The sequence below is a fragment of the Streptomyces sp. NPDC026062 genome, from assembly GCF_055568375.1.
Genome location: NZ_JBVHOQ010000031.1, coordinates 45,542 through 58,798 on the forward strand (window position 1 = coordinate 45,542; position 13,257 = coordinate 58,798).

The window sequence follows — 13,257 nt, forward strand, 5'->3', positions numbered from 1 at the left end:
GCCGCCGGGCCCTTCGGCGGCCGGTTCCTGCCCCTCCTGGCCCGCCAGGGGCTGCACGGCCCTTGGCCCCTGCCGCCCGTGGGCCCACACTGACCCGATGACGCAGCGCGTGGATCTCTCGACCGTGATGGACCGGCTCTCCATCGATGCAGTGATCACCGGCTACGCGGTGGCGGTGGACGACGGTGCGTGGCAGGACTACCGGGCCCTGTTCACCAAGGAGGGGCGTGCCGACTACCGCACCGCCGGCGGCATCGAGGGTGCCGCCGCCGAGGTTGCGCAATGGCTCTCGGAGACCATGCTGCTCTTCCCCGTACGGCAGCACCTGATAGTCAACCGCCGCCTGGACCTTCAGGATCTCGGCGGCTATCCGGGCGACCGTGCCCGCGTGCAGGCCGACTACACGAACCCGATGCGGCTCGTGAGCGGACCGGACGGGGGTGCGGGTGCCTCGGACGGTGAGACCGCGCCCAACTTCGTCTCGGGCGGGCGGTATGCCTTCGAGCTGCTCCGTACCGCCGCCGGATGGCGGATCCAGGGCGTGACGGTCCACGAGAAGTGGCGAAGCCTGTCGGGCGCCCTCGGCGCCCGGTGATCCGCCCGGCAGTCCGCCCGCGGTGATCCGCCCGTGATGCGCCATGATCCGCGCCGACTTGCTTCCACTGCCCCACACTGGGGGAACAACAGGGGAACGGATTCAAGGATGATGCCTGCCACCTGGCAGGACGAGGAGGCGCGGCATGCCGAGCGGGGCTGGGTGGCGCGGTCGGGGCAACCGGATACTCGGCTCGGCCCCCGGGCGCGGAGGCGCCGCGCTCCTGGCCGGAGCGCTGCCGGCTCTCGCGTTCCCCGCGCCGGGGCTGTGGTGGCTGGCCTGCGTCGCCCTGGTCCCGTTGCTGCTGCTGATCCGGTCCGCCGGTACGGGGCGCAGGGCGGCGCTCGACGGCTGGCTCGGCGGGACCGGTTACATGCTGGCGGTGCACCACTGGCTGATGCCGAGCCTGCATGTGTTCATCGTGGTGCTGGCGGCCCTGCTCGGTCTTCTGTGGGCCCCGTGGGGGCTGTTGGCGGGCCGGCTGCTGCGAGGGACGGTCTCCGGCAGCGGGGTCGTGGCAGCCGTGGCCCTGGTTCCGTGCGGCTGGCTGATGATCGAGGCGGTCCGCTCCTGGGAGGGGCTCGGCGGCCCCTGGGGGCTGCTCGGCGCGAGCCAGTGGCAGGTACCGCCGGCGCTCCGGCTTGCGTCGGTGGGCGGGGTCTGGCTGGTGAGCCTGCTCGTGGTCGCGGTGAACACGGCGTTCGTCCTGCTGCTCACGGGCCCCGCCGCCCGTGCGACGGCTGTTGTCGCGCTCGTGGTGGCAGCCGTGGCCGTGGGCTCGGTGTGGGTGTGGGCGCCGCGGCCGGAGCGCGCCGGGACCGCCCGGATCGCCGTCGTACAGCCCGGCGTCATCGAGGGGCCCGGCAGCGTACGGAACCGCTTCGCGCGCAGCGAGGAGCTGACGCGTTCGCTTGCGGGCCAGGATCTCGACCTGGTCGTGTGGGGTGAGAGCAGCGTCGGCGTCGATCCGGTGCGGCGGCCCGATGTCACCGCCCGGCTTGCCGCGCTGTCGCGCCTGGTGGGCGCGGATGTGCTGGTGAACGTGGATGCCCGGCAGACCGATGCGTCGGGCCGGACCGGAATCTTCAAGAGCGCTGTGCTGGTGGGTCCGCAGGGTCTGACCGGGGACCGCTACGACAAGATGCGTCTGGTCCCCTTCGGCGAGTACGTCCCGGCCCGCTCGGCGCTCGGGTGGGCCACCTCGATGGGCAAGGCGGCGGGCGAGGACCGCCTGCGCGGTACGGGTCCGGTGACCATGACACTGCCCGGCGCGCACGGCCTGCGGATCGGTCCCCTCGTGTGCTTCGAGTCCGCCTTCCCCGACATGAGCCGGCGGCTGACCCGTGACGGCGCCCGGCTGCTGATCGCCCAGTCGTCCACGTCCTCGTTCCAGCACAGCTGGGCGCCCGCCCAGCACGCCTCGCTCGGCGCGCTGCGGGCGGCCGAGAACGGCCGCCCGATGGTGCACGCCACCCTCACGGGCGTCAGCGCGGTGTACGGCCCTCAGGGGCAGCGCGCAGGGGCTCCGCTCGGTACGGACACGAGCGGGGCGGCGGTGTACGACGTGCCGCTGGCCCGGGGCACGACGCTGTATGTGCGGCTGGGCGACTGGCCGCTGTACGGGGCGCTTGGTGTGCTGGCCGCCTTCTGCGCCTTCGAGGGCGTACGGTCCGTGCGCGGGCGTGGTCCGGCGGGGCCGGTGGGCGAGGTGGCCTCGGTGGTCCCGGCCGGTGGTGCGGCGCCGGTGGGCTCCGGCCCCACCGCTGCCGGGCCTCCGGCGGAGTCCGTACCTCAGTGAGTCCGGCGGAGTCCGCACCTCAGTGAGTCCGGCGCGCGGGCATGGCGAGTCCGGCGCGCGGGCGGTCCGGTGCCCTGGCGGTCCGATTCCTGGAGGGTCTCAGGCGGTGCGGCCCGGTCCATGCACCGTGACGATGTCGCCCATGGCGTCGACCGTGAGTGCGACCCGTTCGACCTTGCCGGTCACACCGAGAACCAGCCACACCGGGGCCCAGAGGAAGCAGGTGAAGGCCGTCAGAACGGCGTGCAGCACATGGTTCGGCAGCCGGCCCCGGACCATGACGACCTGAGTCTCGGAGCGGGACTCCACCCGCCAGCCGCCGGCGATCCGCTGGTTGACCGCCCAGTCGAGGATCAGGGCACGCTGCATGGCGTCGGGCGGACGCCCGTCGGCCGAGTAGTAGCCGGGAGGGGGCTGGAGGGCACCCCAGCCCGGTGGCTCACGGTGGGGCTTCACCAGGTCACCTCCACGGGCCGGTGGTCCATCCACCCAGCCTGCATCGGGGCCGGTCCGTGCGCATCCGGAGCCCCCGCCGGTACCGTCGGCGGCCCACCGGACGCGGGTGCTACGCGCAGTCGATGTCCCGCAGGACGCGCTCGCACAGTTCGTGCGTCTGAAGAGCGTCCCGGGCGCTCAGCAGCGTTCCTGTCCGCACGGCGTCCAGGAACGCCAGGACGCTCTGCTCAATGCCGCGCTGCCGGGCCACCGGCACCCAGTCACCGCGCCGCCGCACGCTCGGCTGGCCCTTGTGGTCGATCACCTCGGCGAGGTTGAGCACTTCGCGCTTGGAGTCCTGGCCCGAGACCTCGAGCCGTTCCTCGGTCGAGCCGCTGAGCCGGTTCATCGCCCCGATGGCGGTGAAGCCGTCGCCGGACAGCTGGAGCACGACGTGGTGCATCAGGCCGTCACGGATCCTGGCCCGGACGACGGTCTGCTCAATGGGTCCGGGAGCCAGGAAGCGCAGTGTGTCGACGACGTGGATGAAGTCGTCGAGAACCATGGTCCTCGGCTCCTCCGGCAGACCGACCCGGTTCTTCTGCATGAGGATCAGCTCGCGCGGGTGCTCGACGCACTGCGCGTAGCCGGGTGCCACCCGCCGGTTGAAGCCGACCGCGAGGGAGACGCCGTGTGCTTCGGCGAGCTCCACCAGGCGCTCGGACTCGTCGAGTTCGTAGGCCAGCGGCTTGTCGACGTAGGTGGGGACGCCCGCTTCGAGCAGCCGGCCGGTGATCTCGGGGTGCACGGCGGTCGGAGCGTGGACGAACGCCGCGTCCAGGCCCTGGGCGAGCAGGGAGTCGAGGTCGGTGTGGCACTGCCCGGCCGGGATGCGGTGGGCGGCTGCCACCGAGGCCAGGGTGGCGGGCGTGCGGGTCTGCAGATGCAGTTCGACCCCAGGCAGGGCGGTGAGTACCGGCAGGTACGCCTTCTGCGCGATGTCGCCGAGCCCGATGCAGCCGACCTTCACGTGGTCTCCTTCTCACTGTTCAGTGCCGCACGTCGCGGTCTTCCTCGTCATGGCCGCACGTCGCGGTTTTCCCGGTGGGAGCGCCCCGGCCGGACCTGCGCGTCCTTCGTCCGGGCAGCATACGGGTGCTGCGCGGGCGGCCGGTCGGCGATGCCGTCGAACGTACCCGGGACCGACCCGTGCCCGACCGGAACGCCGAGGGCATCGGGAAGTCCGTTACGCGGCAGCCGCCGAGGAAGAGGCGGGCCGCATCGGCCGGGGACGCGTACGAGCGGGCCGGAGCCACCGGAGGCGCCTACGAGAAGGCTGGCGGCCGGAGACCGGCGACACGCGGGGCACCACGCTGACCGGGTCACTCGTGCGAGCCAATCCGGGCTCCCCTGCTCGCCCGACAGCGCCTCCGCACCGCAGAGTTGATCAGGTGCATCGAACCAGAACCACCGTGAAGCTCCTCGTCGGCGTGGCTGTCACGGCCCTGTCCGGGTGCGTGTCCGTACAACCGTCGCCGAGCGCGCCGGCACACCCTGAGAGCAGCCGGCCGGCCCAGGAGCTGGACCCGCAGATCATCCGGCCTCCGGTACGCGACACACTGGAAGCGCTGCCGGATCCGAAGCCCTCGCCCCCGGCCTCCCGCAGGGCGGCCCCGTCGCCCCCCGCAGCCCTGGACGGCGGGCCGCGGCCCCCGCAGCAGCACCATCCCGGTCAGGCCCGCCCGGAGCCGCGCCGGACCGCGCCGCCCGTCCACGTCCCCGTCCCGGCTCTGCCCGTACCGGTGACCGGAGCCGACGTATGCGCCTTGGGCCGGGGGTACGGGCACTGGCCGGCGGGCAGTCCGCAGTCGCGGATCTGCGACGACGCGTACGGCCACTGAGCGGCGGCCCCGCGCAGGGCGGCCGGCGTCGGGTGGCCCTGCGGGGGCGGGCCGCCGTTTCCCGGACTCCCCCGCACGCCTGTGGCCGGCCGGGAGGTCAGAGCTCCCGCAACCGCAGCTCAAGGCGGCCGATGGCGGCCCGGACACCTCCGCCGTACCCGTCGTCCGCACCGTCCTCCGCGAGGACGCCCGAAGCCTCTCGCGCCCGGTCCAGATGGAACCGGGCGGCTGCGGGGCGCCGGAGCCTCACATAGTCCGCTGCGAGGCTGAGGTGCAGCGAGGGGCGGAACGCACGCACCGCGAGTGTGTCCCGGTGCTGCGGCGCACGCTCGGCCGTCAGTGCCTCCGCGGCCGTAAGGGCCCGCAGATCCCAGACCAGTTCGTCGACGGGGTCGTCCTGGGTGTCGGCCATGTAGTGCGCGAGGGTGACCCGGTGCAACGCGTCACCCCCCGCACCGATCTCCTCCCAGAGCGCGCCGAAGCGGTTGCGGGCCTCCTCGCGGTCGCCGCCGTGGAGCAGCATGATCGCCTGGCCGATTCTGGTCATGACGACGTCCGGCGACGCCTCCTGCTGCTCCGTCACTACGGTCTCCCTCGCACCTGTCCGCCCGCGCCCGGCCGATCGGCCGATGCCGACCCACTCCGGATGATTCCTTATGGATCATGGCAGTTTCTGCCGGTTCCATCCGGTTACATCCGATTCGACGCCAGCCGCGGCAGCGTGCACGCGCACTCGGGCGAGCCTTCACCCCAGGTCGGGGATGCGCCAGTCGATGGGCTGGTGCCCCTGCGCCGCGACCGCCTCGTTGATCTGTGTGAACGGGCGCGAGCCGAAGAACTTCTTCGCCGAGAGCGGTGAAGGGTGCGCGCCCTTCACCACGACATGGCGCTCCTCGTCGATCAGTGGGAGCTTCTTCTGCGCGTAGTTGCCCCAGAGCACGAAGACCGCCGGGTCGGGCCGTGAGGCAACGGCACGGATCACGGCGTCGGTGACCTTCTCCCAGCCCTTGCCCTTGTGCGAATTGGCCTCGCCCGCGCGCACGGTCAGCACCGCGTTGAGGAGGAGCACGCCCTGCTCGGCCCACGGCATCAGATATCCGTTGTCCGGCACCGGCAGGCCGAGCTCCTCCTTCATCTCCTTGTAGATGTTGCGCAGCGACGGCGGCGTCTTCACACCGGGCCGGACGGAGAAGCACAGACCGTGGCCCTGGCCCTCGCCGTGGTACGGGTCCTGGCCGAGGACCAGGACCTTCACCTTGTCGTACGGAGTCGCCTCCAGGGCCGCGAACACCTGCTCCCGGGGCGGATAGACCGGTCCGTCGGCCCGCTCCTTCTCGACGAATTCGGTGAGTTCCCTGAAGTAGGGCTTCTCCAGCTCTTCGCCGAGGACGCCGCGCCAGGACTCGGGCAGCGCGTAGGTGTCGGTCACGTCAACAACCTCCGGTAAACAATCGGTTCTTGATCCCAGAACCTACCGGGAGCCACTGACAGCGGACTCCTCGACTCCCACAGGGGCCGCGGCGCGCGGCCGGGCCCCCGGGGCGCCTACCAGCTGGCCTTGCGGTACATCTCCCACATCTGCATGACGGTCTGCGGGTCCAGGGCGCGCTCGCCGCCGCCGATGTCCTCGCCCGCGGCCACATAGAGCTTGCCCTGCCACAGCGGCAGCAGCCGGACGTCGTCGACGAGGATCTTCTGGGCCCGTTCGAACTGCTTGCTGACCGCGCCGCGGTCGCTCTCCTTGCGCGTCTGGGGCAGCAGTTCCTTGGTGATCTCGGTCTTCAGGTACGGCGTGCCCGTGACACTGTCCTTGCCCACGAACGGGGCGATGAAGTTGTCGGGGTCCGGGAAGTCGGGGAACCATCCTCGGCCGAAGACGGGGTACTGCCCCTTGGTGAAGCCCTCCTGGAAGGTCTTCCAGGGCCTGCTCTTCAACGTGATCCGGAAGAGCCCGGAGGATTCCAGCTGGCGCTTGAGCTCGGCGAACTCGGGCGCGGTCGAGGATCCGTAACGGTCGGTGGTGAACCAGAACGTCATCGCGACGGGCTTGGTGATACCGGCGTCCGTGAGGATCTTCTTGGCCTTCTTCGCGTCCGGATCGCCGAACGTGTCGAAGAAGCTGGTCGTGTGTGCCGCGATGCCCTTGGGCACCATGGAGTAGAGCGGCTCGGCGGTGCCCTGGTAGACCTTGGCCACGAGTGCGTCACGGTCCACGAGCTGGGCTATCGCGCGCCGTACGGCCGGCTTCCCGGCGGCCGGGTCGTTCGGGTTGAAGACGAGGAAGCGGATGTCCGCGCCGACCGACTCGACGATCTGGAGATCGCTCTTCTTGTCCTTGTTGTCCTCAAGACCGACGACCTGCTCGGCGGACAGGCCCCGGTAGGTGAAGTCGATGTCCCCCTTCTTGAGGGCCGGGACCAGGTCGGCGGAGTCCTTGAAGTACCGGATGGTCACCGCGTCGTTCTTGCGATCGGCGAAGCCCTTGTAGTGGGGGTTGCGCACCAGCACGGAGCGGTCGCCCGGCTTGTACTGGTCCAGCAGGTAGGGACCGGACCCGGTCACCTTGCCGTCGTTGCGGACCTTGTTCTTCGAGTACTCGCCGGGCGCCACGAGCGACATGGCGGGGGTGGTCAGCACGAACGGGAAGGTGGCGTCCGGTTTGACCAGGTGGAAGATGACGACGTCGTCGCCCTTGGTCTCCACCCGGTCGAGAGAGCCGAGCATCCCGATCGGGCCGCCCTTGACTGCGAGCGTGCTGATCCGGTCGATGGAGTACTTCACCGCCTCGGCGTCGAGGGTCTCGCCGTTGGAGAACTTCAGCCCCTTGCGCAGTTCGCAGCGGTACGCGGTGCTGGTCGTGTCGGTGAACCTGCAGTTGTCCGCGGCGTCGGGCTGCGGGCTCGTACTGCCGGTGGGGAGGCTCACGAGAGTCTGGAACACATTGCGCATCAGCTCCCAGGAGTTGTCCCAGGCCGCAGCGGGGTCGAGTGTGGAAGGCTCACTCGTGGTCCCGACCGCCAGCTTCTGGTCCACTTTCGAACCGTCGCCGGGGAGCAGACCACAACCGGCCAGCAGAGACAGGGAAGCAAGGGCTGCAGCAGCCTGCAGACTGGCCCGGTAGAACACGCGCACGCTCCTCGATCAGCCATGGGTCGGCAGACCATACCGCAGTGCCCCACCAGGTCAATCAGCTGGCCTGGCGGGGCACTTGAGTCAATCAGGGCCAAACCGGCGCAGGCCGATCTCAGCCCACGCCGGCATTCAGGAAGATCCCGCCGTCGACGACGAGGGTCTGCCCGGTGATCCAGTCGGACTGGCCCGACGTGAGGAAGGCCGCGGCCCCGCCGATGTCCGCCGGGACGCCGAGCCTGCCGAGCGGGTAGGCGGCGGCCGCCTCCGCCTCACGGCCCTCGTACAGCGCCTGGGCGAACTTGGTCTTCACGACCGCGGGGGCGATCGAGTTGACCCGGACGACCGGCGCGAACTCGTGCGCCAGCTGAAGGGTCAGGTTGACCATCGCCGCCTTGCTCATGCCGTACGCGCCGATGAACGGCGAGGCGGAGACGCCGGCGACGGAGGCGATGTTGACGATCGCGCCGCCGTTCTCCTTCTGCCAGGCCTTCCAGGTCTGCTGCGCGAAGCCGAGCGCCGAGATCACGTTCGTCTCGAAGACCTTGCGGGCCACATTGAGGTCGAGTTCGGCGATCGGCCCGAAGACCGGGTTGGTACCGGCGTTGTTGACCAGGAAGTCGACCCGGCCGAACGCCTCCATGGTGCGCTCCACGGCTACCACCCGGTGCGCCTCGTCGTGCGCCTTGCCCGCGACGGCGATGACCCGGTCGGAGCCGAGCTTTTCGACGGCCTCCTTCAGCGCGTCCTCACCCCGTCCGGTGATGCACACCCGGTCGCCTCGCGCGACGAACGCCTCGGCGATGCCGTAGCCGATGCCCCGGCTCGCCCCGGTGATCAGCGCGACCTTGCCACTGTCCTGCACAGTCATGATGTCCGCAGCCCTTCGGGTCAGTTGAGCGGTCCGCCGGCGACGTACATGACCTGGCCGGAGACGAAGCCGGCGTCGTCACCCGAGAAGAAGGCGATGGCGTTGGCGATGTCCTCGGGGAAGCCGACGCGCTGCACCGGGATCTGGGTGGCGGCGGCGGCCTGGAACTCCTCGAAGCCCATGCCGACGCGCTCCGCGGTCTGCGCGGTCATCTCGGTGACGATGAAACCGGGCGCCACGGCGTTGGCGGTGATGCCGAACTTGCCGAGCTCCTTGGCGAGCGTCTTGGTGAAGCCCTGCAGGCCCGCCTTGACCGCGGCGTAGTTGGCCTGGCCGCGGTTGCCGAGCGCCGAGGAGGAGGAGAGCGAGACGATCCGGCCGAACTTGGCGTCCACCATGTGCTTCTGGACGGCCTTGGCCATCAGGAAAGCGCCCTTGAGGTGCACGTTCATCACGATGTCCCAGTCGGACTCGCTCATCTTGAAGAGCAGGTTGTCGCGGAGCACACCGGCGTTGTTGACGAGGATCGTCGGGGCACCGAGCTCGGCGGCGACCCGCGCGACGGCGGCCTCCACCTGAGCGCTGTCCGACACGTCGCAGCCGACGGCGAGGGCCCGGCCGCCCGCGGCGGTGATCTTCTCGACGGTGTCCTTGCAGGCCGCCTCGTCGAGGTCGAGTACGGCGACGGCGCGGCCCTCGGCCGCCAGGCGTACCGCGGTGGCGGCACCGATGCCCCGTGCGGCTCCCGTCACGATGGCTACGCGCTGCTCGGTGGTGGACATGCTTGGCTCTCCTCGCCCTTGGATCGCGGCTCAGCGGACGTCGGGCACATTCCCGCGAGAACGTCCCCGACAACTGAGCAACCGCTTAGTACCTTCAGCAGACGAGACGCTAGAAGCCCTGGCACCCGGTGTCAACGGCCCGAGGACGCAGCGGCGCATGTCACACCGGACGGCGCCGCCCCCGCGCAGTGCGGGGGCGGCGCCGAAGGGGTGCGATCAGCGCACCAACAGGTCCAGCAGCCGTTCGACCTCGGCGGCGGGGTCGGCGGTGAGGCCGCTGTGCACCGGGCTGGGCTGGATGACGGTCGAGCGCGGCGCGATCAGCCAGCGGAACCGCCGCCCGGCGTCGTCACCGGCGGCCTGGCCCGCGTCCGCACCGCCTCGGCAGACGCCCTCGACGGCGTACAGGGCGGCCCGCACCCCGGTCACGTCGGCGCGGGGGTCCAGGGCCCGGAGCTTGGCCTCGTCGAGGTCGGTCCGGGCGGCGACGAACCCCTTGGCACGGCAGTAGACCACCACACCCGCGTTGAAGAACTCGCCGCGCTGGACCCGTGGCACCACACGCAGGAGGGCGTACTCGAAGACATCGCGCTCACTCACGGCCGGCCGCCCTTGTCACTGTTCTCGTCGTCGTGCCGGGGAGCGAGGCGCTCCAGCAGCCAGCCCGGGGCCTGGGAGGGCTTGGACGCGGTCGGCGCGTCCAGGGTGATCCGCTCGTGAATGGTGGCGGCGCGCGGCAGCAGCGCCGCCACATAGGCACGGCGCAGCTCGTCCGTCGACTCGAAGCCCGGCTCGTCGACCAGCCATTCGTCGGGGACGTCGGCCGCGACCTCGGTGAGCAGCTCCTCGGTGACCAGCGGGGCGAGCTCGGCCGCGGCCGTCGCGATGTCGGGTCCGAAAGGTGCCAGCGCGTGATCGGAGGCGTTGTACGGCTTGGCGGCGGACGCCTGGGCGCCCGGCCAGTTGTGGTGCCAGATCATGGTGGCGCCGTGGTCGATGAGCCACAGGTCGCCGTGCCAGATCAGCATGTTCGGATTGCGCCAGGACCGGTCGACGTTGTTGATCAGCGCGTCGAACCAGACGACGCGCCCGGCCTCGCGCGGGTCCACCTGATAGGCCAGCGAGTCGAACCCGAGGGAGCCGGGAAGGAAGTCCATCCCGAGGTTCAGCCCGCCGCTGGCCTTGAGCAGCTCCTGCACCTCCTGGTCGGGCTCGGCGAGACCGATGACCGGGTCCAGCTGAATCTGCACGAGTTCAGGCACGCGCAGTCCGAGCCGCCGCCCGAGCTGCCCGCAGATCACCTCCGCGACGAGCGTCTTGCGGCCCTGTCCGGCTCCGGTGAACTTCATGACGTACGTACCCAGGTCGTCGGCCTCGACGATCCCGGGGAGCGAGCCCCCCTCACGCAAAGGCGTGACATAGCGGGTCGCTACAACCTCCTGCAACACTTTCCCAGGCCACCTATCTCTTCAGCCTCATAATCCACGGACCAATTCTCCGGGACTCAGAGGCGGGAACCACCGGCCGCCGGCGTGGGGAAGAATCCGGGGAGTCCTGGCCGGCAGGCCGGTCTCCCCGCTCCCCACCAGACCGCCAACGGCGCCGTGCCCCCTCGCTTCCGGCATCCGGCATAAGCGAACATAGTAACCGAGGGTGATCGCCGGCAGGGAGTATCCGGCCACCGGGCCAGGGGCACGACGGCCTCTCCGGCTCGCGCACGACCGAGGCGGAGATGTCGCCGAAGCGCATGGAAACCGCCCTCCGAAACTGCCGCCTGCCGTCAGACTTTCGCCCTCTCGGCACGCGGCGGCGCGAAGGCGGCATGCCGCGGGGCTCATCGAGTAGGCGGCCGGCCTCCCCGGTCCGGCCGGGCACTCACGCCGGCGACCGACGAGCCCGCCGGACTTCGCGGTCGACGGCCCAGACGTCGGCCACCGGTCCGAGGTGGGCGAGCTTGTCGGGGTTGATGACGGAACGGACCATCTGAACCTTCCCGTCCAGCACATCCAGCACGAAGGTGTGCAGGACGTTCCCTTCGCGATCGCGAAAGAGCGCCCCCGGCTGACCGTTGATCCGGCAGGGCGTGCAGGTGACGCCGGTACGCACCATCACGGGGTGAACGGTGGCCAGCAGCCGTGCGACGTTCTCGGCACCGGCGACGGCCCTGGCCAGCTGTGGCGCCTTGCCGCCCCCGTCACCGACGAGCCGGACGTCGTCGGACAGCAGACTCTGCAGCCCCTCCATGTCCCCCTGCGCCATCGCGTCGAAGAACCGCCGCGCCAGTTCGTCCCGCTCCTCCGGGCCGGCCTCGAACCGGGGCCTGCCCTCCTGCATGTGACGCCGTGCCCGTACGAGCAGCTGCCGGCACGCCGCCTGCGAACGGCCGACCGCCTCGGCGACGTCCTCGTACTCGAAGGCGAAGACTTCCCGCAGTACGAACACCGACCGCTCCAGCGGACTGAGCCGTTCCAGAAGCAGCAGCGCCGCCATCGAGAGCGAGTCGGCGAGCTCCGCGGCGCGAGCCGGGTCCTCGTACGGATCGTCGAGCAGCGGCTCGGGCAGCCACGGCCCGACGTAATCCTCCCGCCGCACTCGCGCGGAGCGCAGTACGTCGATCGAGATCCGGGTCACCGTGGTCGACAGGAACGCCTTGACGGACACCGGGTTGCGTGGACGAGGCGTCGTAGCGCAGCCAGGTCTCCTGTACCGCGTCCTCCGCCTCGCTGACACTGCCCAGCATCCGGTACGCGATCGAGAACAGCAGAGGTCTCAGCTCCACGAACTCATCCGTCTTGCCCACGCCTTGCTCCCCCACTGTGCGAACACCCCTTGCGGATCATGGCATTTCCCGGCCTGCGGCGGGGCGATTCCGCTGAACCCGGAGATCGCGGCCACGGCCTGCCGGATGTGATCCACATCTCCCTGGAATCGGGCGCCACGATGTCACGGAACCGCCCCCTGCCTCGTCTCGGGTCCGGAGGACCTCGAACAGGGAGTTGCTGATGAACACCGCGCTGTGGATCACCGCCGGAGTGCTGGCCGCCGTCTGCCTCGCGGGCAGCTCTCAAGACGATCGTGGCCCGCGAGAAGCCGGACTCGTCGTTCTGTTCAGCGGCGCCGCCGTGAGGCGGCTGCGCCGGGGCGAGCGAGCCACGGTCACCGAGGACCTCGTCCATCCCGTCCTGGCCGCGTTCGTCGGCCGGGGACGCTTCGGCCCCGCTCCCTTCACCGGCTGACCTGACCACCCCTTCCACCCGCCTTCACAGAGAAAGACCACTGTCATGGAAACCCTCCGGTATGTGTTCCTCGTCTTCCACCTCTTCGGGTTCGCCGCGATCCTGGGCGGCATCTTCTACCAGCTGCGCGGCAAGGACCCTGTGACCGGCGGCTACATGGTGACGAGCGCGGTGATCCAGCTGGTCACCGGGTTCGGCCTCATATGGACCCGTCTCGCCCAGGATCTGCCGGTGCCGCACGCCAAGATGGGCGTGAAACTGGCCCTCGACGTCCTGGTGGCGGTCATCGCGCTGGCAGGGATGCGCACCAGAGCGGCCTGGGCCTTCTACGCGGTGGCCACGGCCACGGCGGCCGCGGTGGTCGTGGCCGTCGTGTGGAAGTAGCCGGCGACGCTCGGCAGAAAGTGTCGTCGGCCGCAGGCGGATCGGCATGAAGCCACCGAGCCGGCCCCGTCCGTCAGGGCGCCGCAACGCCGTCCTGACGGACGGGGCCGGCCGAGGGTCCGACCC

At 70.6% G+C, this 13,257-nt stretch carries 14 protein-coding genes and 1 pseudogene; 5 read left to right on the forward strand and 10 right to left on the reverse strand.

Annotated elements, in window-relative coordinates; all coding sequences use genetic code 11:
• Window positions 1–97: 97 nt before the first annotated feature.
• Window positions 98–595 (forward strand): nuclear transport factor 2 family protein, encoded by a 498-nt coding sequence (locus tag ACZ4LX_RS26040; protein ID WP_467638502.1) that lies wholly within the window; start codon window positions 98–100, stop codon window positions 593–595.
• A gap of 145 nt (window positions 596–740) precedes the next feature.
• Entirely contained in the window at window positions 741–2,393 is a 1,653-nt protein-coding gene (gene lnt / locus ACZ4LX_RS26045) for an apolipoprotein N-acyltransferase (protein WP_467638505.1), read from the forward strand.
• A gap of 99 nt (window positions 2,394–2,492) precedes the next feature.
• Here lnt and ACZ4LX_RS26050 read toward each other — a convergent pair whose 3' ends face one another.
• Window positions 2,493–2,849, reverse strand: coding sequence for a hypothetical protein (locus ACZ4LX_RS26050; protein WP_467638508.1), 357 nt, complete (start codon window positions 2,847–2,849; stop codon window positions 2,493–2,495).
• A 109-nt stretch (window positions 2,850–2,958) separates the two neighbouring features.
• On the reverse strand, window positions 2,959–3,858 hold the full coding sequence (locus ACZ4LX_RS26055) for a Gfo/Idh/MocA family protein (RefSeq protein WP_467638511.1): 900 nt from the start codon (window positions 3,856–3,858) through the stop codon (window positions 2,959–2,961).
• A 421-nt stretch (window positions 3,859–4,279) separates the two neighbouring features.
• On the opposite strand from ACZ4LX_RS26055, the gene ACZ4LX_RS26060 reads away from it, so the two are divergent.
• On the forward strand, window positions 4,280–4,729 hold the full coding sequence (locus tag ACZ4LX_RS26060; protein ID WP_467638514.1) for a hypothetical protein: 450 nt from the start codon (window positions 4,280–4,282) through the stop codon (window positions 4,727–4,729).
• Between the two features lie 97 nt (window positions 4,730–4,826).
• Here the strand turns inward: ACZ4LX_RS26060 and ACZ4LX_RS26065 are convergent, their stop codons facing one another.
• From ACZ4LX_RS26065 to ACZ4LX_RS26100, 8 genes and pseudogenes are all read right to left on the reverse strand, one after another.
• Complete coding sequence (locus ACZ4LX_RS26065; protein WP_467638517.1) at window positions 4,827–5,312, reverse strand: hypothetical protein; 486 nt, start codon at window positions 5,310–5,312, stop codon at window positions 4,827–4,829.
• 162 nt (window positions 5,313–5,474) lie between these two features.
• Window positions 5,475–6,158, reverse strand: a complete 684-nt coding sequence (locus ACZ4LX_RS26070; RefSeq protein WP_467638520.1) for a uracil-DNA glycosylase — start codon at window positions 6,156–6,158, stop codon at window positions 5,475–5,477.
• Window positions 6,159–6,274: 116 nt separating this feature from the next.
• Window positions 6,275–7,855: an ABC transporter substrate-binding protein gene (locus tag ACZ4LX_RS26075; protein WP_467638522.1), complete on the reverse strand. Its 1,581-nt coding sequence runs from the start codon at window positions 7,853–7,855 to the stop codon at window positions 6,275–6,277.
• Window positions 7,856–7,973: 118 nt separating this feature from the next.
• Entirely contained in the window at window positions 7,974–8,729 is a 756-nt protein-coding gene (locus ACZ4LX_RS26080) for an SDR family oxidoreductase (protein ID WP_467638525.1), read from the reverse strand.
• A 20-nt stretch (window positions 8,730–8,749) separates the two neighbouring features.
• Complete coding sequence (gene fabG, locus ACZ4LX_RS26085; RefSeq protein ID WP_219567929.1) at window positions 8,750–9,511, reverse strand: 3-oxoacyl-ACP reductase FabG; 762 nt, start codon at window positions 9,509–9,511, stop codon at window positions 8,750–8,752.
• A 216-nt stretch (window positions 9,512–9,727) separates the two neighbouring features.
• On the reverse strand, window positions 9,728–10,111 hold the full coding sequence (locus ACZ4LX_RS26090; RefSeq protein ID WP_467638529.1) for a DUF3037 domain-containing protein: 384 nt from the start codon (window positions 10,109–10,111) through the stop codon (window positions 9,728–9,730).
• Window positions 10,108–10,959, reverse strand: a complete 852-nt coding sequence (locus ACZ4LX_RS26095) for a HipA family kinase (RefSeq protein WP_467638532.1) — start codon at window positions 10,957–10,959, stop codon at window positions 10,108–10,110. The genes ACZ4LX_RS26090 and ACZ4LX_RS26095 overlap by 4 nt, the downstream gene beginning before the upstream one ends.
• Before the next feature lie 427 nt (window positions 10,960–11,386).
• Window positions 11,387–12,311 (reverse strand): annotated as a pseudogene (locus tag ACZ4LX_RS26100) (RNA polymerase sigma-70 factor).
• Between the two features lie 202 nt (window positions 12,312–12,513).
• On the opposite strand from ACZ4LX_RS26100, the gene ACZ4LX_RS26105 reads away from it, so the two are divergent.
• Both ACZ4LX_RS26105 and ACZ4LX_RS26110 read left to right on the forward strand, forming a co-directional pair.
• A complete protein-coding gene (locus ACZ4LX_RS26105) occupies window positions 12,514–12,747 on the forward strand; it encodes a hypothetical protein (RefSeq protein ID WP_467638535.1) in 234 nt (77 codons plus the stop codon).
• A gap of 45 nt (window positions 12,748–12,792) precedes the next feature.
• Window positions 12,793–13,131, forward strand: coding sequence for a hypothetical protein (locus tag ACZ4LX_RS26110; protein ID WP_467638538.1), 339 nt, complete (start codon window positions 12,793–12,795; stop codon window positions 13,129–13,131).
• Window positions 13,132–13,257: the final 126 nt, after the last annotated feature.

Coding starts and splice junctions, on each gene's coding strand:
- ACZ4LX_RS26105 (WP_467638535.1), top strand. CDS start 12,514: ATGAACACCGCGCTGTGGATCACCGCCGGAGTGCTGGCCGCCGTCTGC.
- fabG (WP_219567929.1), bottom strand. CDS start 9,511: ATGTCCACCACCGAGCAGCGCGTAGCCATCGTGACGGGAGCCGCACGG.
- lnt (WP_467638505.1), top strand. CDS start 741: ATGCCGAGCGGGGCTGGGTGGCGCGGTCGGGGCAACCGGATACTCGGC.
- ACZ4LX_RS26080 (WP_467638525.1), bottom strand. CDS start 8,729: ATGACTGTGCAGGACAGTGGCAAGGTCGCGCTGATCACCGGGGCGAGC.
- ACZ4LX_RS26040 (WP_467638502.1), top strand. CDS start 98: ATGACGCAGCGCGTGGATCTCTCGACCGTGATGGACCGGCTCTCCATC.
- ACZ4LX_RS26110 (WP_467638538.1), top strand. CDS start 12,793: ATGGAAACCCTCCGGTATGTGTTCCTCGTCTTCCACCTCTTCGGGTTC.